The organism is Enterobacter cloacae complex sp. HYC042_NIDB, from assembly GCF_056673315.1.
On sequence record NZ_CP109650.1, the window covers coordinates 4,271,911 to 4,293,138 of the forward strand.

Sequence of the window (21,228 nt, forward strand, 5' to 3'; positions counted from 1 at the left end):
CTTACGCTCCGGATAGTTTTCTGAAGAGAGATCGCACCCATTCGCGGTGCAGACTTAGCGAACGTCCCATCACCACCACAACCAGCAGCGCCCCCGACAGCGCGCTCGACACCTGGTTGGGGATGCCGACCATCTGTAATCCCTGCTGGAGATAACCCACCAGCAGCGCCGCCAGCGCCGTACCCAGCACCGACCCTGAACCCCCGTAAATATTTGCCCCGCCGAGTACGGCGGCGGTGAGCGCGGGCATCAGCAAATCGCGCCCCAGATCCGAACGCGCAGAGCCGAAATAGGAGACCATCACCAGCGCGGCCACCGCCGACGCCACGCCCACCAGACCGTACAGCGCGTAGGGCATGCCGTTCACCGACAGCGCCGCATAGCGCGCCGCGCGCGGATTCTGGCCGATTAAAAACAGATGGCGGCCAAAGCGCCCGCGATGGGTAATCAGCCAGAAGAAGGCGGTAATCACCGCGAACAGCACCAGCGGGATCGGCAGCCCCAGCACCGTGAGGTTAGCGAACGCGGTAAAACCGTCCGGGAAGCCGCCGATGCCCTCGTAGCCCGTCGCCCCCGCCATGCCGGAGAGCAGCAGCGCGCCGCCGCCGTAGAGGTAGAGCGTGCCGAGGGTAATAACTAAAGGGCTAATGCCGGTGTAGTGGATCAGCGCCGCATTCACCAGCCCACACAGCAGGCCAAGCAGCAGCGTCAGCGGAACGGCGATCGTCATGGGCCACCCCGCCTGCATCATCACCCCCAGCGCGATGGCGCACAGGCCGATGGTGGAGCCCAGCGAAATGTCGATCCCGCCGCTGATAATCACCAGCGTCAGCGGCAGCGCCACGATGCCGATGCAGATGAAATCGCTGGTGCTGAACAGCAGCATGTTAACGTCGAGCATGCGCGGGTTAATGGCGCCGAAGAGCAGGATCTCCAGCACCAGCAATATCAGCAGCGCGCTTTCCCAGTTGAGCCTCATTTACGCCACCTCTTTGTTGCGTTTGGGAAACGGGGTGACGTGCTTTCCCCCTCTGTTTCCAGGCTGGAACCGGCCGTACTTCAGCGCCCGCTGATGGCGTGACAGCGCCTGGCGCAGCCGCCCGTCGAGCACCAGCACGCCCAGCAGCACCAGCCCGGCGATGAAGTCGTTCCACCACGCCGGTAGCCTGAACAGCACCAGCACGGTGTCGATTTGGGTAAGGAAGAACGCGCCGAGGAACGCACCGACCAGCGTGCCGGTGCCGCCCAGCAGCGAAATGCCGCCGAGCACGCAGGCGGCAATGGCTTTCATCTCCAGCCCGCTGCCGGTCTGGTTGGGCACAAAGCCGATCTGCGCGGCAAAGACAATCCCGGCGCAGGCTGCCAGCATGCCGTTGAGGGTGAAGGCGATCATGCGCGTGCGGTTCACCGCCACGCCCAGCTGGCGCGCGGCGGCGAGATTATCCCCCACCGCGTAAAAATCACGCCCGAACGAGGTGCGCGATAGCCCCCACGCGCCAACGACAACGAGAATCAACACTCCCACGCCGAGCGGTGAAATGCCGATGGCGGCAGGCTCGGAGAGAGATTTCAGCCCCGGCGGCAGCCCCTCAATCCACTTTCCGCCCGTCCAGAGCAGCATCGCTCCGCGGTACAGCCCCAGCGTGCCGAGGGTGGCGACAATCGCCGGAATGCGCAGCCCCACCACCAGAAAACCGTTGAACGCCCCCGCCAGCGCGCCAATCGACAGCGCAAAAAGTATCGATACCGGCAGGCTGTAGCCACCGTTGAGCGCCACGCCGACGGCAATGGCGGACAGCCCGACGGTCGAGCCCACGGAGACGTCGATATTGCGGGTCAGCATCACCAGCGCGGCGCCGATGGCCAGCAGGATCAAGATCTGCGCGCTGGCGAAGATCATCCCCAGCGTTTGCAGGCTGAAGTAGGACGGATTCAGCGCCACCAGCACGGCGAACAGCGCCAGAATGGCAAGAAACGCGCTCAGCTCGCGGTTTTTGAGTAAGATCTTCATGATTGTCCTCCAAACGCCAGCGCCATCATCCGATCGAGACTGACGGCGTGGCGCGGCAGCTCGCCGCTGAGTACGCCCTGATGCATCACCAGCACACGGTCCGCAAGGCCGGGAAATTCATCGAGATCGCTTGAGATCATCAGCACCGCAACATTCTGCGCCGCCACACTTTTAATGAGCTGGTAGATATCGGCGCGCGCCGACACGTCCACGCCGCGCGTCGGCTCATCGACGATCAGCAATAAAGGATTGGCCTCCAGACAGCGCGCCAGCAGCACCTTCTGCTGGTTGCCGCCGGAGAGCGTGCGCACGGTTTGATCCGCATGATTGAGCTTGATCCCCAGCGCACGGTGATAGCGCTCCACCACCGCAGACTCCCGCTTTCGCTGCTGCCAGAGCGACGGCTCGTTCAGCGCCACCGTGTTCCAGCGGACAGGCGCGTCGAGAAACAGGCCGGACACCTGCCTGTCTTCCGGCAGATAAACCAGCCCTTTTTCCAGACGTAAACCCACCGGATCGGAGGTGATCTCCCGGCTCTCCAGCCACACCCGCCCGCCGCGTACGGGACGCAGGCCATAGAGCGTTTCGGCAAACTCGGTGCGCCCGGATCCGACCAGTCCGGCAAGGCCGACGATCTCCCCGGCGTAAATCTCCAGGCTGAGATCGATAAAGCCCTCTCCGGTGAGATCTTCCACGCGCAGCACCGGAAAATCCTGCGGCTGGGTGCGGCGATTGCCCGGCAGCGCCAGCCACAGCTTTTGCGCATCGCTTAAGCCTTTTTCGCGGCTGACCGGCGTCATGGCGGCGATCAGGGCGCTGTCGTCAAACTGGGCGGTTTCTCCGCTGAGCACCACCGCGCCGTCGCGCATCACCGAAACGTGGCTCGACAGCGTGCGGATTTCCGGCAGCTTATGCGAGATAAAGACGATCCCGACGCCGAACGCCTGTAAGGCGCGGATCTGGCGAAACAGCCGTTCGGTTTCACCGGGCGTCAGCGAGGCCGTGGGCTCGTCCAGGATCAAAATTCTGGCGTTGCGCATCAACCCGCGCAGGATCTCTACCATCTGCTGGTCCGCCACTTCCAGGGTGCTGGCCGTTGCATCAAGGTTAAGCTGACATTGCAGCTGCTGGAGTTTCTCCGCCAGCCGCTTTTCCCGATCGCGCTCGCGCGGCAGGCGGAACAGGATGTTTTCCCTCACGGTCAGGTTGGGGAAAAGCAGAGGCTCCTGCGGCACCAGATAAATGCCTAACCGATGCGCCTGCGCCGGGGTAAGCCGTGCAAAAGACTCGCCCGCAACCGAAAGTTCACCGCTATCCGGCGTTTCTACCCCGGCGATGATCTTCATTAGCGTCGATTTTCCCGCGCCGTTACCGCCCATCAGCGCGTGCACCTGCCCCGCAAGCAGCGTGAAATCAATGCCTTTTAAGACCGGCACGCCTGAGAACTGCTTGCTGATATTTCGCGCGTTGAGAAGTGGTGTCATCATCGCTCCGCTATTGAACAAATGATTTTTAGATTTAATAATGTTCAAAAGCGTAGACGGTGAACTATATTTACAACCGTGCAGGGATCACAGTTTTATCGATTGAGATTCAGATTAACCAGAAACGATCTAAAAGATCCGTTTTGCCGCGTGGCTCACATTTTCACGCCGCGCCATTACGAACATATGATCTAAATTTTTATAAGAGTTCAATTATGAGCGATAAACGCACTGCGGAAGAAGGACGGTTTGCCGGGCTGGCACTGGCGGAAGAGGAGCTGGTGGCGCGCGTCGCCTGGTGCTACTACCACGACGGGCTGACCCAGAATGATATCGGCGAACGGCTCGGTCTGCCGCGCCTGAAGATCTCCCGCCTGCTGGAGAAAGGCCGCCAGTCGGGGGTGATCCGCGTGCAGATCAACTCCCGCTACGAGGGGTGCCTGTCGCTGGAAACCGAGCTACAGCAGCGCTTTGGGCTGAAGCTGGTGCGCGTGATGCCTGCCCTAAATACCCCGCCGATGAACGTGCGGCTGGGCATTGGCGCGGCGCAGTCGCTGATGGGCGTGCTGGCGCCCGGCCAGCTGCTGGCGGTGGGGTTCGGTGAAACCACCATGAGTAGCCTGCAGCACCTGAGCGGGTTTATCAGCTCGCAGCAGATCCGCCTGGTGACGCTTTCCGGCGGCGTGGGGCCGTATATGACCGGTATCGGCCAGCTGGATGCGGCCTGTAGCGTCAGCATGATCCCCGCCCCGCTTCGCGTCTCATCTGCGGAAGTCGCCAGGATCTTAAAGCGCGAAACCAGCGTTCGGGACGTGATCCTCGCCGCGACCGCCGCTGACGTGGCGGTGGTCGGCATTGGTTCCGTGAACCAGCGACGTGACGCGACCATACTGCGCTCCGGCTATATCAGCGAAGGTGAACAGTTGATGTACGCCCGTAAAGGGGCGGTGGGCGATATCCTCGGCTATTTCCTTAATGCCGAAGGGGAATGCGTCGAGGAGCTGGAGATCCACAAAGAATTACTCGGCGTCACGCTCGATGAACTGGCGCAGCTGCCCACCATCGTCGGCGTGGCCGGAGGGGAAGAGAAAGCCGATGCGATTTACGCCGCACTGAAAGGTCGCCGTATTAATGGCCTGGTGACGGAAGAGACGACAGCCCGCGCGGTGCTGGCTCTGGCCAAATAAGAGTCGCCCTGCGCTAATAGCGAGGCAAGCTCATGAGTTACCTTTTAGCGTTAGATGCAGGGACAGGCAGCGTTCGCGCCGTGATTTTCGATTTACAGGGCAACCAGATTGCCGTCGGCCAGGCCGAGTGGAAGCACCTGAGCGTGGAGAACGTGCCGGGCTCAATGGAGTTTGACCTCGACACCAACTGGCAGCTGGCCTGCCGGTGCGTTCAGCAGGCGCTGGAGCGCGCGCGCCTGAGCGCGGCGGATATTCAGTCCGTCGCCTGCTGTTCGATGCGCGAAGGGATCGTGCTGTACGACCGCAGCGGCGAGGCCATCTGGGCCTGCGCCAACGTCGACGCCCGCGCCAGCCGCGAGGTGGCTGAACTCAAAGAGATCCACGACTACCGTTTTGAATCCGAAGTGTATGACGTTTCCGGCCAGACGCTTGCCCTTAGCGCCATGCCGCGCCTGCTCTGGCTGGCGCATCATCGCCCGGATATTTATCGTAAGGCCGCCACTATCACCATGATCAGCGACTGGCTGGCGGCAAAGCTCTCCGGCGAGCTGGCGGTCGATCCGTCTAACGCGGGCACCACCGGCATGCTGGATCTCTTTTCACGCGACTGGCGTCCGGCGCTGCTCGACATGGCCGGGCTGCGCGCCGATATTCTCTCGCCGGTAAAAGAGACCGGCACCGTGCTGGGGGCCATCACGAAAGAAGCCGCACAGCAGAGCGGTTTACGCGAGGGCACGCCGGTAGTGATGGGCGGCGGCGACGTGCAGCTGGGCTGCCTGGGGCTGGGCGTTGTCCGCGCCGGACAAACGGCGGTGCTGGGCGGCACCTTCTGGCAGCAGGTGGTTAACCTGCCGCAGGTGCGCACCGACCCTGAGATGAACATCCGCGTGAACCCGCACGTTATCCCTGGCATGGCGCAGGCGGAGTCGATCAGCTTCTTTACCGGGCTGACCATGCGCTGGTTCCGCGACGCCTTTTGTGCCGAAGAGAAGCTGATTGCCGAGCGGATGGGGATGGACACCTATTCCCTGCTGGAAGAGATGGCGGGCCGCGTACCCGCTGGCTCCCACGGCGTAATGCCAATCTTCTCCGACGCGATGCATTTTAAGCAGTGGTACCATGCCGCGCCGTCGTTTATTAACCTCTCCATCGACCCGGAAAAGTGCAACAAAGCGACGCTGTTCCGCGCCCTGGAGGAGAACGCGGCAATCGTCTCGGCCTGTAACCTGACGCAGATTTCGCGCTTCTCCGGCGTGACGTTTGATAGCCTGGTGTTTGCGGGCGGCGGCGCAAAGGGCGCCCTGTGGAGCCAGATTTTAAGCGACGTCACCGGCCTGCCGGTGCGCGTGCCGGAAGTCAAAGAGGCAACGGCGCTCGGCTGCGCCATTGCCGCCGGAACGGGCGCGGGGCTGTTTGCGGATATGGCCTCGACGGGCGAGCGGCTGGTGAAGTGGAGCCGCGAGTTTACGCCAAACCCGCAGCACCGGGAGCTATACGACAGCATGATGGAGAAGTGGCAGGCGGTGTACGCGGATCAGCTCGGGCTGGTGGACAGCGGGCTGACCACGTCGATGTGGCAGGCGCCGGGGTTAGCGCGGGCAGCGACGCCGTAAATAACGCCGGATGGCGCTGCGCTTATCCGTCCTGGGGTTTTGTAGCCCCGGTAAGCGTAGCGCCACCGGGGAAGTTCTTTGAGATCTATCACAATCATTCGATCCCGCTTTTACCTTTCTGCTGCCGCTGGCTAAATTAGTAACTCATCCGACCACATAGCAATAATTTTACACTGGAAGAGACTATGAGCCGCTACCCGTCGCTATTCGCCCCCCTCGATCTGGGGTTTACCACCCTCAAAAACCGCGTGTTGATGGGCTCGATGCACACCGGGCTGGAAGAGCGTCCGGACGGAGCCGAGCGCCTGGCGGCCTTCTACGCCGAGCGCGCGCGCCACGGGGTGGCGCTGATTGTCACCGGCGGCGTAGCCCCTGCCCCTTCAGGCGTGACGATGGAGGGCGGCGCAGTCCTGAATGATGCGACACAGCTGCCGCATCACCGCATTGTCACGGACGCGGTGCATAACGAAGGCGGCAAAATCGCCCTGCAAATTCTGCATACCGGGCGCTACAGCTATCAGCCAAAGCTGGTTGCGCCATCGGCTATTCAGGCGCCGATTAACCGCTTTACCCCTCACGCCCTCAGCCACGACGAGATCCTGGCGCTGATCGACGATTTTGCCCGCTGCGCCGCGCTGGCGCGTGAGGCGGGCTACGACGGCGTGGAGGTGATGGGCTCTGAAGGCTATCTGATTAACGAATTCCTCGCCGCACGCACCAACCAGCGCGACGACGAATGGGGCGGTGACTATGCCCGCCGGATGCGCTTTGCCGTGGAGGTGGTGCGCGCGGTGCGCGAACGTGCGGGCGCGGACTTTATTATTATCTTCCGCCTGTCGATGCTCGACCTGGTGGAGGGCGGCGGCACGTTCGACGAAACCGTGCAGCTGGCGCAGGCGATTGAAGCCGCAGGTGCCACCATCATCAACACCGGGATTGGCTGGCACGAAGCGCGCATCCCGACCATCGCCACGCCGGTGCCGCGCTCGGCGTTCAGTTGGGTAACGCGCAAGCTGAAAGGCAAAGTCTCCGTTCCGCTGGTAACGACGAATCGCATTAACGACCCGCAGGTGGCGGACGATGTGATCTCACGCGGCGACGCCGATATGGTCTCGATGGCGCGTCCGTTCCTCGCGGACTCCGAACTGCTCTCCAAAGCGCAAAGCGGCCGTGCGGATGAGATCAACACCTGCATCGGCTGTAACCAGGCCTGTCTGGATCAGATCTTCGCCGGCAAAGTCACCTCATGCCTGGTGAACCCCCGCGCCTGCCATGAAACGAAAATGCCGGTCGTCCCCGCGGTCAGTCAAAAACGCCTGGCCGTCGTGGGAGCCGGCCCCGCTGGGCTGGCGTTTGCGGTGAATGCCGCCTCGCGCGGGCACAGCGTGACGCTGTTTGATGCCGCCGGTGAAATTGGCGGGCAGTTTAATATCGCCAAACAGATCCCCGGCAAAGAGGAGTTCTATGAAACCCTGCGCTACTACCGCCGGATGATCGATCTGACGGGTGTTGATCTGCGGCTTAACCAGCTTGTTAGCGCGGCGGATCTGATCGGTTTCGACGAGGTGATCCTGGCGAGCGGGATCGCACCGCGCACGCCTGCAATCGAGGGTATCGATCATCCGAAGGTGTTGAGCTATCTGGACGTATTGCGTGACAAAGCGCCTGTTGGCGAGAAAGTGGCTATTATCGGCTGCGGCGGGATCGGCTTTGATACCGCGATGTATTTAAGCCAGCCGGGCGAGGCCACCAGCCAGAACATCGCCGAGTTTTGCGTAGAATGGGGCATTGATACCAGCCTGAGCCAGTCCGGCGGATTACGGCCGGAAGGGCCGCAGCTGCCGAAAAGCCCGCGCCAGATCGTGATGCTCCAGCGTAAGGCCAGCAAGCCGGGTGAAGGGCTGGGCAAAACCACGGGCTGGATCCACCGCGCCACCCTGCTCTCGCGCGGGGTGAAGATGATCCCGGCGGTGAGCTACCAGAAGATCGACGACGACGGGCTGCATGTGCTGATCGGTGGTGAACCGCAGCTGCTGCACGTGGATCATGTGATTTTGTGCGCCGGACAGGAGCCAAAGCGCGATCTGGCCGATCCGCTGCGCGAAGCGGGTAAAACGGTGCATTTGATCGGCGGGTGCGACGTGGCGATGGAGCTGGATGCGCGGCGGGCGATTGCGCAGGGCACCCAGCTTGCACTGGTTATTTAGCGACGGCGACCCAGCTTCACCGCTTTCAGCACCACAAACTTGTTATTGGTCGCAATGGTGACGCAGTTGCCGAAAATCTTCTTCAGCTTGTGGAAGTAGTCCAGGTGACGGTTCGCCACGATATACAGCTCGCCGTTGATTTTCAGGCAGCGGCGCGCGTGGTGGAACATCTCCCACGCGACGTTATCCGTCAGGGCGTGCTTCTGGTGGAACGGCGGGTTGCAGAACACGGCGTTGAAGCGGAAAGGCTCAACGCCGGAGAGCGCGTTGTTGATCATAAATTCGCAGCGATCCACAGCTTCCGGCATGTTGGTTTCCACGTTCAGACGGCTGGAGGCCACCGCCATCGGCGACTCGTCGCTGAACACCACGCTGGCTTCCGGATTCTTCGCCAGCAGCGTCAGGCCAATCACGCCGTTGCCGCAGCCCAGATCGACAATCTCCCCTTCCAGGTTTTCCGGCAGATGCTCCATAAAGAAACGCGCCCCAATATCCAGCCCGGTGCGGGAGAAGACGTTCGCATGGTTATGGATGGTCCAGTCGGTGCCTTCCAGTTTCCAGCTCAGCGTCTCCGGCGCGTCGGCCAGCGCCGGTGCGCTGAAGGTGCAGTTGATCAGGCGCGCTTTTTTCCAGGCAAGCGTCGTGGTGGTTGGACCGAGAACCTTCTCGAACAGCTCCAGCGTTGAGGTGTGAATATCGCGCGCTTTGGCACCCGCAATGATGCGGGTTTCCGGCGTGACGACTTTACGCAGCGCGCGCAGCTGCTGCTCCAGCAGCGCCATGGTTTTTGGCACCTTGATCAATACCACGCCCGGCGCCTGCGGGTAGTCCGCGGTGCTGTCGAGGAACTTCACGCTGGACTCGTCGATGTCGTTATGGCGCAGGTTTTCACGCGTCGCCAGCTCGCTCAGGTAGGAATCGCCGATGCTGTACGGCGTGTGCTCCGCAAGGGCGCAGCCCAGGGCACCAAACGCGTCATTCAGGATCAGAACCGGGCCGCGGATTTCAGTCTCATCCAACTGCTGCAGCAGATATTCATCCGCCGCTTCCCACGCCTGAAGCGGGTTAACGTCGTCCGTTTCCGGGAAACGTTTAAGGTTGAGTGAACGGAAACCGTTGTCTAAGTGGCTCATCGGCCCTCCTGAATGGTAAAATTTGGCGTATCCCTGAAAAGGGTGCGTGAGTATACCCGTTTTCGCATTAATTTGGGCTTTTGATGAACCAACTTACTTATCTCCAGGGCTATCCGGAGCATTTACTTTCCCAGGTTCGCAGCCTGATTGCCGAGCAGAAGCTCGGCGCGGTGCTGGAAAAACGCTATCCCGGCACGCACGATTTCGCGACCGATAAGGCTCTCTGGCAGTATACGCAGGATCTGAAAAGCCGGTATCTGAAGAGCGCGCCGCCGATCAACAAGGTGATGTACGACAACAAGATCCACGTGCTGAAAAACGCGCTCGGCCTGCACACCGCCATCTCCCGCGTGCAGGGCGGCAAGCTAAAGGCTAAGGCGGAGATCCGCGTGGCGACGGTTTTCCGTAACGCGCCGGAAGCCTTTCTGCGGATGATCGTAGTGCATGAGCTGGCGCACCTGAAAGAGAAAGAGCACGACAAAGCGTTCTATTCCCTGTGCTGCCACATGGAGCCGCAGTATCACCAGCTGGAGTTTGATACCCGCCTGTGGCTTACGCATTTATCGTTAAATGGTAATGCGGAATAGCGCACTGGTTTTGCAATAATCCCGTGCTACAGTGGCTAAAGGTTCCCCGCTACGGAGTACGTAAACGTTTATGATACGTTTCGCAGTCATTGGAACGAACTGGATCACGCGCCAGTTCGTCGACGCCGCCCACGAAACCGGCAAACTTAAACTCACCGCAGTCTATTCCCGCAGCCTTGAGCAGGCGCAGAGCTTTGCTAACGACTACCTCGTCGAGCATCTCTTCACCTCCCTGGATGAAATGGCGCAAAGCGACGCCATTGACGCGGTTTATATCGCCAGCCCGAACTCCCTGCACTTCCCGCAAACGGCGCTGTTTCTCGGCCACAAAAAGCACGTAATTTGCGAGAAGCCGCTGGCCTCGAATATTGAGGAAGTGGAAGCGGCCATTGCGCTTGCCCGCGAAAACCAGGTGGTGCTGTTCGAAGCGTTCAAAACCGCCAGCCTGCCGAATTTCCTTCTGCTGCAGCAGTCCCTGCCGAAAATTGGCAAAGTGCGCAAAGCCTTTATCAACTACTGCCAGTATTCGTCGCGCTATCAGCGCTATCTGGACGGCGAGAATCCGAATACCTTTAACCCGGCCTTCTCAAACGGCTCGATTATGGATATCGGTTTTTACTGCCTGGCCTCTGCCGTAGCGCTGTGGGGCGAGCCGCACGGCGTTACGGCCACCGCCAGCCTGCTGGAGAGCGGCGTGGATGCACACGGTTTGGTGGTGCTGGATTACGGTGATTTCAGCGTCACGCTGCAGCACTCCAAGGTGAGCGATTCCGTGTTGCCGAGCGAAATTCAGGGCGAAGCCGGGTCGCTGGTCATCGAGAAGATCTCCGAATGCCAGAAGGTGAGCTTCGTGCCGCGCGGCGGCAAAGCGCAGGAACTAACGCAGCCTCAGCATATTAACACTATGCTCTATGAGGCAGAGGTCTTCGCCCGTCTGGTGGAAGACAACGAAGTGAATCACCCAGGCCTTGCGGTAAGCCGCACCACGGCGAAGCTGCAAACCGAGATCCGCCGCCAGACCGGCGTGGTGTTCCCGGCAGACGGCATAGGCGCGGAAGCGATCGCGTAAAGCTGTGTAATGAAACGGCGCAGGCCATTGACGAAACCGATGGTCTGACATATTTTGTTACCTGCAAAGGGGAGTAACTTCTTCGCCGGTGGATCGTCATTACGATGCGTTAAATATGCATCCGGTCGCCGGGCAACCTTCGTGGTTGTAAGTGAGACCTTGCCGGAAGGCGAGGTCTATGCATAAAAAGCTAACGGCTATCGTCTTCTGACCATGGCCGTTTTTGTTTTTTATGTGTAAGGAAAATAGTATGCATTCTGTCGGCACTCCAATGCTGTGGGGCGGATTCACGGTTGTCGTGCTCATCATGCTGGCGATTGACCTCTTTTTGCAGGGTCGTCGCGGCGAACACGGCATGAGCGTTAAGCAGGCCGCCGTCTGGTCGCTGGTCTGGGTTACCCTCTCGCTCCTCTTTTGCGCCGCCTTCTGGTGGTACCTGGCCTCAACCGAAGGCCGTGCGGTGGCCGATCCTCAGGCGCTCGCCTTCCTCACCGGTTATCTGATTGAAAAAGCCCTGGCGGTTGATAACGTCTTCGTCTGGCTGATGCTGTTCAGCTACTTTGCTGTGCCTGCAGCCCTGCAACGCCGCGTGCTGGTCTACGGCGTGCTGGGTGCCATTGTCCTGCGTACCATCATGATCTTCGCCGGCAGCTGGCTGATTACCCAGTTCGAATGGCTGCTGTACGTGTTCGGCGCGTTCCTGCTGTTTACCGGGGTCAAGATGGCGCTGGCGAAAGAAGACGATACCGGTATCGGTGATAAGCCGCTGGTGAAGTGGATCCGCGGCCATCTGCGCATGACGGACAAGATCGAGAGCGAGCACTTCTTCGTGCGTAAGAACGGCCTGCTGTTTGCTACCCCGCTGCTGCTGGTGCTGATTCTGGTCGAGCTGAGCGACGTGATTTTCGCGGTAGACAGCATCCCGGCAATCTTCGCGGTGACGACTGATCCGTTCATCGTGCTGACCTCTAACCTGTTTGCGATCCTCGGTCTGCGCGCGATGTACTTCCTGCTGGCAGGTGCGGCAGAGCGCTTCTCGATGCTGAAGTACGGTCTGTCGGTGATCCTGGTGTTTATCGGTATCAAGATGCTGATCGTGGATTTCTACCACATCCCGATCGCCATTTCGCTTGGCGTGGTGTTCGGCATTCTGCTGGTGACGCTGGTTATCAATACCTGGGTTAACCGCCAGCACGATAAAAAGCAGCAGGCGGAGTAATCCCCTCACCCTAACCCTCTCCTCAAAGGGGAGAGGGTTAACACACTTTTGTGACTCAATAGTTAAAAAATATGATGTGACACGTAAAATCCAGCATTTTACTCTTCCGCCTTTCCCCGCTTTCCTTGATACTCAACCAGGCAAACAAATATTTACATCCTGAAATAAATGTGACTTAGAGCACATCCAGGATGGAACACAATTTCACTTAGGAATTTAGTATGAGCACACAATCTAAGGGCCTGCTTACGCGTCTGACGCAGGGTAGCCTGGTTAAACAAATCCTGGTAGGTCTGGTTCTGGGTATTCTGCTGGCGCTGGTGTCAAAACCCGCCGCGGAAGCGACGGGGCTTCTCGGAACGCTTTTCGTGGGCGCGCTGAAGGCCGTTGCGCCGGTGCTGGTACTGATGCTGGTCATGGCTTCTATCGCCAATCACCAACACGGACAAAAAACCAACATTCGCCCGATTCTCTTTTTATATCTGCTGGGCACGTTTTCTGCTGCGCTGACCGCAGTTGTCTTTAGCTTCCTCTTCCCCTCCACGCTACATCTGACCTCTGCGGCGGGCGACGTCACGCCGCCTTCAGGCATTGTGGAAGTGCTGCGCGGCCTGCTGATGAGCATGGTTACGAACCCCATTGATGCCCTGCTGAATGCCAACTACATTGGCATCCTGGTGTGGGCGATCGGCCTGGGCTTCGCCCTGCGTCACGGCAACGAAACGACGAAAAACCTGGTCAACGACATGTCCAACGCCGTGACCTTTATCGTTAAGGTCGTGATTCGCTTTGCGCCCATCGGTATCTTCGGCCTGGTGTCATCTACCCTGGCCACAACCGGCTTTGACGCGCTGTGGGGCTACGCGCAGCTGCTGATGGTACTGGTCGGCTGTATGCTGCTGGTGGCGCTGGTGATCAACCCGCTGCTGGTGTTCTGGCAGATCCGCCGTAACCCGTATCCGCTGGTGCTCACCTGCCTGCGCGAGAGCGGCGTATACGCCTTCTTCACCCGCAGCTCGGCGGCAAACATTCCGGTCAACATGGCGCTGGCGGAGAAGCTGAACCTGGACCGCGATACCTATTCCGTGTCGATCCCGCTGGGTGCGACCGTTAACATGGCAGGTGCGGCGATTACCATCACCGTGCTGACCCTGGCGGCAGTGCATACGCTGGGTATTCCTGTGGATCTGCCAACGGCGCTGCTGCTGAGCGTGGTGGCGTCGCTGTGTGCCTGTGGCGCTTCCGGCGTGGCGGGCGGTTCGCTGCTGCTGATCCCGCTGGCGTGCAATATGTTCGGCATCCCGAACGAGATCGCCATGCAGGTTGTGGCCGTCGGCTTCATCATCGGCGTGCTGCAGGACTCCTGCGAAACCGCGCTGAACTCCTCTACCGACGTGCTGTTCACCGCAGCGGCCTGTCAGGCAGAAGACGCGCGTTTAGCGAAGAACGCGCTGCGAGGTTAACAGCAAAACGGCAACCCTGAGGTTGCCGTTTTTAGTGTTTGTACCCTCTCCCGTGGGAGAGGGTCAGGGTGAGGGCATCAGGCCGCACCGATTAAAGTTCAGTAGGTCGGGTAAGCGCTAGCGCCACCCGATAAAACATTTAAAGCGTCACACCACTCTTAAAGATCGCCAGCTCGCGGAAGTCGTTCTTCTCGTTACAGGTCTGTCTGCCGTTAGCAAACTCCACGATAGTGTCCACGAACTCCGTCAGCAGCTGCGGCATCGCTTTGCCGTGGATCAGCTGGCCTGCGTCGAAATCGATCCAGTGCTTTTTCTTCGCCGCCAGCTCGCTGTTGGTGGCGATTTTCACCGTCGGCACAAAACCGCCGTACGGCGTACCGCGACCGGTGCTGAACAACACCATGTGACAGCCCGCCCCCGCCAGCGCGCTGGTGGCGACCGCATCGTTACCCGGTGCGCTCAGCAGGTTCAGGCCGTGGGTTTTCAGGCGTTCGCCGTAGCGCAGAACGTCCACCACCTGGCTGGCCCCCGCTTTCTGGGTGCAGCCGAGGGATTTCTCCTCCAGCGTGGTGATTCCGCCCGCCTTGTTCCCCGGGGACGGATTCTCGTAAATCGGCTGATTGTGGGCAATGAAGTACTGTTTGAAGTCGTTCACCATGGTGACGGTCTTCTCAAACGTCTCTTCGTCGCGGCAGTGGCTCATCAGAATGCGCTCCGCGCCAAACATCTCCGGCACTTCGGTCAGCACCGTGGTGCCGCCGGTGGCAATCACGTAATCCGAGAAGCGGCCCAGCATTGGGTTAGCGGTAATGCCGGAAAGACCGTCAGACCCACCGCACTCCAGGCCAAACTTCAGCTCGCTCAGCCTGCCCGGCTCGCGCCTGTCGTGGCGCATCACCTCATAAAGCTGATGCAGCTGCTCAACGCCCGCTTCCACTTCGTCGTCCTGATGCTGGCACACCATGAAGTGAACGCGCTCAGGGTCGAATTCTCCCAGCGTCTCGCGGAAGGCGTCGACCTGGTTGTTCTCGCAGCCGAGGCCGATCACCAGCACCGCGCCCGCATTCGGGTGGCGCACCATGTTTTGCAGCATGGTGCGGGTGTTGATGTGGTCGTCACCCAGCTGGGAGCAGCCGTAGGTGTGGCTGAACAGATGTACCCCGTCGATGCCCTCGGCATCATGGGTCTCCTTCAGAAAGCGGGTCTGGATCTGACGCGCAATGCCGTTCACGCAGCCGACGGTCGGCAGGATCCACAGCTCGTTGCGGATCCCCACATCACCGTTTGCGCGACGGTAGATTTGCACCTCACGATCCCCCGCCTGCACGCCTGCCTTCGGTAGTTCAGGCTGATAGCTGTACTCGTCCAGATCGCTGAGATTGGTGCGGGTATTGTGGGAATGAATATATTCACCCGGCGCAATATCCGCCAGCGCATGGCCGATGGGCAAACCGTACTTCACCACGTTCTCCCCTTTTGCAATGGGGATCAGGGCAAACTTGTGTCCACGTCCAATGGCCTGGCGCAACGTGACCGACTGGTTATCGAAGGCTACTTCCGTGCCTTCGGTTAAATCTGCCAGCGCGACGGCCACGTTATCCAGCGAATGGATTTTGATGTATTGCATATCAACCTCAGACGGCCTTAGTTCAGTTCAATGGCGAAGTAGTCACGCGCATTGTTAAAGCAGATGTTTTTCACCATGTCGCCCAGCAGCTGGAGATCCGCTGGCGCTTCGCCCGCATGCACCCAGCGGCCAATCATCTGGCACAGAATGCGGCGGAAATATTCGTGGCGAGTGTAGGAGAGGAAGCTGCGGCTGTCGGTCAGCATGCCGACAAAGCGGCTTAACAGACCGAGCTGCGCCAGCTGCGTCATCTGACGCTCCATGCCGTCTTTCTGATCGTTGAACCACCAGCCGGATCCGAACTGCATCTTGCCCGGCATACCTTCGCCCTGGAAGTTGCCCACCATGGTGCCCAGCACTTCGTTATCGCGCGGGTTCAGGCAGTACAGAATGGTTTTCGGCAGCAGGTTTTGCTCGTTCTGTTTGCTCAACAGTTTTGACAGCTCTTCCGCCAGCGGGCGGTCGTTGATGGAGTCAAAGCCCACGTCCGCGCCCAGAAGTTTGAACTGGCGCTGGTTGTTATTGCGCAGCGCGCCGATGTGGTACTGCTGTACCCAGCCGCGACGGGCGTATTCCGCGCCGAGAAACACCAGCACCGCGGTTTTGAACTGCGCTACTTCATGCTGGCTAAGCGATTCACCGGAGAGGCGACGCGCCAGGATGCTGTCCAGTTCGGCTTCGTTGGATTCCGCGAACAGCACCACGTCCAGCGCGTGGTCAGAGACTTTACAGCCGTGCGTCGCGAAGTGGTCCAGACGTTTGGTCAGCGCGGTTTGCAGATCGGCGAAACGACGGATGTCGGTATCGGACACTTCCGCCAACTTCGCCATATAGTCGTTGAACGTGGCCTGCTCAATATTGAAGGCTTTGTCCGGGCGCCAGCTTGGCAGCACTTTAATGTCAAAAGAGGCGTCTTTGGCGACAACGGCATGATGCTCCAGGGAGTCAATCGGATCGTCGGTGGTGCCCACCATCTTCACGTTCATCTGCTTCATGATGCCGCGCGCGGAGAAGTTATCCTGCGCCAGCAGTTCGTTGCACTGGTCCCAGATTTCATCCGCCGTAGCGGGAGAAAGCAGCTTGCCGGTGATGCCAAACGGACGGCGTAGTTCGAGGTGCGTCCAGTGGTAAAGCGGGTTGCCGATAGTGTGCGGAACGGTCGCCGCCCAGGCGTCGAACTTCTCGCGATCGGTCGCGTCGCCGGTACACAGTCGCTCAGCCACGCCGTTGGTGCGCATTGCGCGCCATTTATAGTGGTCACCCTTCAGCCAGATATCATACAGGTTTTTGAAACGGTAATTTTCGGCAACCTGCTGCGGCGGTAAGTGGCAGTGGTAGTCGAAAATCGGCTGGTCTTTAGCGTAGTCGTGGTACAGGCGGCGGGCAAATTCGGTATCTAACAGAAAATCGTCGGTCATAAACGGCGTCATTATCGTCTTCCTCATTACGGGAGCGTCAGAAAGCGTATGTTCATATGCTGCAAAGTTATCACACCAATTTCCACCCGCCGAAGCTTTTTTCGTGAGTGAGATCAATAAACGCTAACAAATAAATTACCCTCAATGGGGTAAACCCTTCTACAGGCCGCGCCGTTGCTGGCTTTGCGCGCAGCGATTAATGTCCCTACAAAGAATCATACATTTGTGATGTCACTCACCTTTTAAAGTTGTATGACAAGTTATCGTTTCGCCGTCGCAAACACTAAGCCGACGGAATGCGTTACCGGTGTGAGACACATCGGATTTAACGGTACGGATACCGACTTATGCACGCTTACTTATGGCAAGGTTCGGGCCGTTCCGGGACATTCTCCCGGCTACGCCCCTCCCGTTACACAACTGCTCCCGGCAACGGTTGAGAGGTTGCCGTGCTCTGGCGCGGAAATAACATAACGATGAGGTTTTAGATGCGTAAAATTAAAGGGTTACGTTGGTATATGATCGCACTGGTGACGCTGGGTACCGTGCTGGGCTACCTGACACGTAACACCGTGGCAGCCGCGGCGCCAACGTTGATGGAAGAGCTGCATATCTCCACGCAGCAATACTCTTACATCATCGCGGCCTATTCTGCCGCTTACACCGTCATGCAGCCTGTTGCTGGGTATGTTCTCGATATTCTGGGTACCAAAATCGGCTATGCCTTCTTCGCCATCGCCTGGGCGGTATTCTGCGGTGCAACCGCACTGGCAGGCAGCTGGGGCGGCCTGGCGCTGGCCCGTGGAGCGGTCGGTGCGGCAGAAGCCGCAATGATCCCGGCGGGGCTGAAAGCCAGCTCTGAGTGGTTCCCGGCAAAAGAGCGTTCCATCGCGGTGGGTTACTTCAACGTGGGCTCGTCCATCGGCGCAATGATTGCGCCGCCGCTGGTGGTGTGGGCCATCGTGATGCACAGCTGGCAGATGGCATTCATTATCTCTGGCGTGCTGAGCTTTGCCTGGGCAATGGCGTGGCTGGTTTTCTATAAACACCCGCGCGATCAGAAAAAACTCTCCGAGGAAGAACGCGAATACATTATTGGTGGTCAGGAAGCGCAGCATCAGACCAACAATGGCAAGAAGATGTCCGTCTGGCAGATCCTGGGCACCCGTCAGTTCTGGGGTATCGCCCTGCCGCGCTTCCTGGCTGAACCGGCCTGGGGCACCTTCAACGCGTGGATCCCACTGTTTATGTTTAAAGTCTACGGCTTTAACCTGAAAGAGATCGCGATGTTCGCCTGGATGCCGATGCTGTTCGCTGACCTGGGCTGTATTGTAGGCGGCTACCTGCCACCGCTGTTCCAGCGCTGGTTTGGGGTGAACCTGATTGTTTCCCGTAAGATGGTGGTGACCATGGGCGCCCTGCTGATGATTGGCCCGGGCATGATCGGCCTGTTCACCAGTCCGTATATGGCTATCGCCCTGCTGTGCATCGGTGGTTTTGCGCACCAGTCGCTCTCCGGCGCGCTGATTACGCTCTCCTCTGACGTCTTCGGTCGCAACGAAGTGGCCACCGCCAACGGCCTGACCGGGATGGCCGCGTGGACCGCGAGTACGATGTTTGCGCTGGTCGTCGGCGCGCTGGCGGATACCATCGGCTTCAGCCCGCTGTTCGCGGTGCTGGCAATCTTCGACCTGATGGGCGCGGTGGTTATCTGGACGGTGCTGAAAAGCAAATCCGCAGAGGAGCTGGCGAAAGAGTCTCTCGGGCGACCGGCTACGCAGAGTTAGCGAAAATGCGTTTCACCGAAGCCGCCCCCGGGCGGCTTTTTTAATGGCAAAATCTGGAGAGTATTCCGTGAAAGTGGTATAACAAATCATCTGCCGTACCCTGCCTGGAGCGCATATGGAAATCACCGAACCACGTCGTTTATATCAACAACTTGCTGTCGAGCTGAAAGATCGCATCGAGCAAGGGGTCTATCTTGTCGGTGATAAACTTCCCGCCGAGCGCTTTATCGCGGATGAAAAAAGCGTAAGCCGAACCGTGGTGCGCGAAGCGATTATCATGCTGGAAGTGGAAGGCTACGTTGAGGTACGCAAAGGTTCCGGCATTCACGTTATTTCTAATCAGCCTAAACACTCTCCGGTGGCGGATGAAAGTCTAGAATTCGCCAGCTACGGTCCGTTTGAGCTGCTCCAGGCTCGCCAGCTGATCGAAAGCAATATTGCCGAATTTGCCGCCACGCAGGTGACCAAGCAGGACATCATGAAGCTGATGGAGATTCAGGAGAACGCTCGCAAGGAAAAATGTTTCCGTGATTCCGAGTGGGACCTGCAGTTTCACGTTCAGGTCGCCCTGGCAACCCAGAATACGGCGCTGGCGGCAATCGTTGAGAAAATGTGGACTCAGCGCGTTCACAACCCGTACTGGAAAAAACTGCACGATCATATTGATTCGCGTACCGTGGACAACTGGTGTGACGACCACGATCAAATTCTTAAGGCGCTGATTCGTAAAGATCCCCACGCCGCGAAGCTCGCCATGTGGCAGCACCTGGAAAACACCAAGCAGATGCTCTTCAATGAAACCAGCGACGACTTCGAATTTAACGCTGACCGCTATCTTTTTGCCGATAATCCTGTCGTTCATCTCGATACGGCCCCGAGCGGCGCAAAATAGGCGACCTTTCTACCGGCAGGCGCTTCGCTGCGCCTCCCCGGCTGAATGGGTAAGCAAAACATATATAGTGTCAGCCTTTGTAAAATCCCTCGCTCACTTTCAGGGCTTACGCCAAAATCACCTCACCCTGCAAATTCTGTGACGCAGAACGTTGGGCTTTGTTACAATTGGATTCACTTCGTTATTTTGAAAGTTAGTGCTTGCTAACCAGCCAATTAACAGGGAACAGTGTTGGCCACACCGCAATGTGTCCGCGAGCGACCATAATGAAATCACAACAATGTCGCCGTGCTGTTTGTCCCGGATAACAGGCGAGACGTTAACCGATTTCCAGGAACACTGAATGGAACTTTTGACCCAACTGCTGCATGCCCTTTGGGCGCAGGATTTTGAAACGCTGGCCAACCCTTCCATGATTGGCATGCTCTATTTTGTCTTGTTTATGATTCTGTTCCTTGAGAATGGTTTGCTGCCTGCAGCCTTCTTGCCGGGTGACAGTTTGCTGGTGCTTGTCGGCGTGCTGTGTGCTAAAGGCGCAATGGCGTTCCCGCAAACCATTTTATTACTGACCGTCGCGGCCAGCCTTGGCTGCTGGGTGAGCTATATCCAGGGAAGATGGCTGGGCAATACCCGAATAGTACAGAACTGGCTTTCCCATCTGCCTGCTCACTATCACCAGCGGGCACACCACCTGTTCCATAAGCATGGGCTTTCCGCGCTGCTGATTGGCCGCTTTATCGCTTTTGTGCGTACCCTGCTGCCCACCATTGCCGGGCTGTCCGGGTTGAGCAGCGCACGCTTCCAGTTCTTCAACTGGATGAGCGGCCTGTTATGGGTTCTGATCCTGACGACGCTGGGCTATGCGCTGGGTAAGACGCCGGTCTTCATGAAATATGAAGATCAGCTGATGTCCTGCCTGATGCTGCTGCCTGTTGTTCTGCTGGTCTTCGGCCTGATCGGCTCGCTGGTTGTCCTGTGGAAGAAAAAATACGGAGCGCGAGGTTAACGATGGTTATCTCACCGCTCGCCATGCGCCGCTTTGCCTGTGCCTTTATTGCACTGGTGATGCTCAGCGCCGTACTGCTGGCCTGGAACACGCTTTCACATCAGGACGCTACGCTGGCCATTCGCCCGGTAAACCAGGGGGGCGGTGTGCCTGACGGTTTTTCTGTCTGGCATCATCTGGATGCAAACGGCATCCGCTTTAAAAGCATCACCCCGCAGGACGATGTTTTACTGATTAAGTTTGATTCCCGTGCGCAGAGCGCTGCCGCGAAAGCGGTTCTTGACCGCACGCTGCCGCACGGCTATATCATTGCCCAGCAGGAAGATGACAACCCGCCAGCCGCGTGGTTATCATTGATTCGCGATACGTCGCATCGGTTTGGATAACTTCCTGGATTCCGAATCTTTTCACTCACTTTGGTGAATCCCCCGTTTACTTACTATGCTTAAGTACGCGGAGCACCCCTCAAATGTACTCCGCATCATTTTGGATAGCGGCTAACCCCGCAGCACAATGGAAGGTTTC

General features: G+C 58.8%; 17 protein-coding genes. 11 read left to right on the top strand and 6 right to left on the bottom strand.

Features of this window, described 5'->3' with window-relative positions; all coding sequences use genetic code 11:
* Window position 1: 1 nt before the first annotated feature.
* The 3 genes from lsrD to lsrA are packed head-to-tail and all read right to left on the bottom strand — an operon-like array spanning window position 2 to window position 3,495.
* Window positions 2-979 carry an autoinducer 2 ABC transporter permease LsrD gene (lsrD, locus tag OKF39_RS20400; protein ID WP_047367088.1) on the bottom strand — a complete coding sequence of 326 codons (978 nt, stop codon included), beginning with the start codon at window positions 977-979 and terminating at the stop codon, window positions 2-4.
* Window positions 980-2,011: an autoinducer 2 ABC transporter permease LsrC gene (gene lsrC / locus OKF39_RS20405; RefSeq protein ID WP_063155307.1), complete on the bottom strand. Its 1,032-nt coding sequence runs from the start codon at window positions 2,009-2,011 to the stop codon at window positions 980-982.
* Window positions 2,008-3,495: an autoinducer 2 ABC transporter ATP-binding protein LsrA gene (gene lsrA / locus OKF39_RS20410; RefSeq protein WP_047367086.1), complete on the bottom strand. Its 1,488-nt coding sequence runs from the start codon at window positions 3,493-3,495 to the stop codon at window positions 2,008-2,010. Before lsrA ends, lsrC begins: the two co-directional genes overlap by 4 nt.
* A gap of 215 nt (window positions 3,496-3,710) precedes the next feature.
* Here lsrA and lsrR point away from each other — a divergent pair, with 215 nt between their 5' ends.
* The 3 genes from lsrR (at window position 3,711) to OKF39_RS20425 (ending at window position 8,502) form a co-directional block, all read left to right on the top strand.
* Window positions 3,711-4,682: a transcriptional regulator LsrR gene (gene lsrR, locus OKF39_RS20415; RefSeq protein WP_479983308.1), complete on the top strand. Its 972-nt coding sequence runs from the start codon at window positions 3,711-3,713 to the stop codon at window positions 4,680-4,682.
* 32 nt (window positions 4,683-4,714) lie between these two features.
* Complete coding sequence (lsrK, locus tag OKF39_RS20420; RefSeq protein ID WP_479983309.1) at window positions 4,715-6,295, top strand: autoinducer-2 kinase; 1,581 nt, start codon at window positions 4,715-4,717, stop codon at window positions 6,293-6,295.
* 185 nt (window positions 6,296-6,480) lie between these two features.
* A complete protein-coding gene (locus tag OKF39_RS20425; protein WP_479983310.1) occupies window positions 6,481-8,502 on the top strand; it encodes an oxidoreductase in 2,022 nt (673 codons plus the stop codon).
* Here OKF39_RS20425 and rlmG read toward each other — a convergent pair.
* On the bottom strand, window positions 8,499-9,635 hold the full coding sequence (rlmG, locus tag OKF39_RS20430) for a 23S rRNA (guanine(1835)-N(2))-methyltransferase RlmG (RefSeq protein ID WP_063155303.1): 1,137 nt from the start codon (window positions 9,633-9,635) through the stop codon (window positions 8,499-8,501). The genes OKF39_RS20425 and rlmG overlap by 4 nt on opposite strands.
* Window positions 9,636-9,718: 83 nt before the next feature.
* On the opposite strand from rlmG, the gene OKF39_RS20435 reads away from it, so the two are divergent.
* From OKF39_RS20435 to sstT, 4 genes are all read left to right on the top strand, one after another.
* Entirely contained in the window at window positions 9,719-10,222 is a 504-nt protein-coding gene (locus OKF39_RS20435) for a YgjP-like metallopeptidase domain-containing protein (protein WP_193066168.1), read from the top strand.
* A 70-nt stretch (window positions 10,223-10,292) separates the two neighbouring features.
* A complete protein-coding gene (locus OKF39_RS20440) occupies window positions 10,293-11,291 on the top strand; it encodes a Gfo/Idh/MocA family protein (RefSeq protein WP_028014500.1) in 999 nt (332 codons plus the stop codon).
* A 250-nt stretch (window positions 11,292-11,541) separates the two neighbouring features.
* Complete coding sequence (locus OKF39_RS20445; protein WP_479983311.1) at window positions 11,542-12,510, top strand: TerC family protein; 969 nt, start codon at window positions 11,542-11,544, stop codon at window positions 12,508-12,510.
* A 221-nt stretch (window positions 12,511-12,731) separates the two neighbouring features.
* Window positions 12,732-13,973 (top strand): serine/threonine transporter SstT, encoded by a 1,242-nt coding sequence (gene sstT, locus OKF39_RS20450; protein WP_479983312.1) that lies wholly within the window; start codon window positions 12,732-12,734, stop codon window positions 13,971-13,973.
* Window positions 13,974-14,112: 139 nt separating this feature from the next.
* Here the strand turns inward: sstT and OKF39_RS20455 are convergent, their stop codons facing one another.
* Window positions 14,113-15,600 carry a UxaA family hydrolase gene (locus tag OKF39_RS20455; RefSeq protein WP_479983313.1) on the bottom strand — a complete coding sequence of 496 codons (1,488 nt, stop codon included), beginning with the start codon at window positions 15,598-15,600 and terminating at the stop codon, window positions 14,113-14,115.
* Between the two features lie 17 nt (window positions 15,601-15,617).
* A complete protein-coding gene (gene uxaC, locus OKF39_RS20460; RefSeq protein WP_479983314.1) occupies window positions 15,618-17,030 on the bottom strand; it encodes a glucuronate isomerase in 1,413 nt (470 codons plus the stop codon).
* 476 nt (window positions 17,031-17,506) lie between these two features.
* On the opposite strand from uxaC, the gene OKF39_RS20465 reads away from it, so the two are divergent.
* The 4 genes from OKF39_RS20465 to mzrA all read left to right on the top strand — a co-directional run bounded on the left by OKF39_RS20465 (window position 17,507) and on the right by mzrA (window position 21,089).
* The gene (locus OKF39_RS20465; protein WP_479983315.1) at window positions 17,507-18,805 is read left to right on the top strand and encodes an MFS transporter; all 1,299 of its coding nucleotides are present in this window, start codon (window positions 17,507-17,509) and stop codon (window positions 18,803-18,805) included.
* A 115-nt stretch (window positions 18,806-18,920) separates the two neighbouring features.
* Window positions 18,921-19,697, top strand: coding sequence for a transcriptional regulator ExuR (gene exuR / locus OKF39_RS20470; RefSeq protein WP_479983316.1), 777 nt, complete (start codon window positions 18,921-18,923; stop codon window positions 19,695-19,697).
* A 343-nt stretch (window positions 19,698-20,040) separates the two neighbouring features.
* Window positions 20,041-20,703 (top strand): DedA family general envelope maintenance protein YqjA, encoded by a 663-nt coding sequence (gene yqjA / locus OKF39_RS20475; RefSeq protein ID WP_008503144.1) that lies wholly within the window; start codon window positions 20,041-20,043, stop codon window positions 20,701-20,703.
* Window positions 20,704-20,705: 2 nt separating this feature from the next.
* Window positions 20,706-21,089, top strand: coding sequence for an EnvZ/OmpR regulon moderator MzrA (gene mzrA, locus OKF39_RS20480; RefSeq protein ID WP_028014507.1), 384 nt, complete (start codon window positions 20,706-20,708; stop codon window positions 21,087-21,089).
* Window positions 21,090-21,228: the final 139 nt, after the last annotated feature.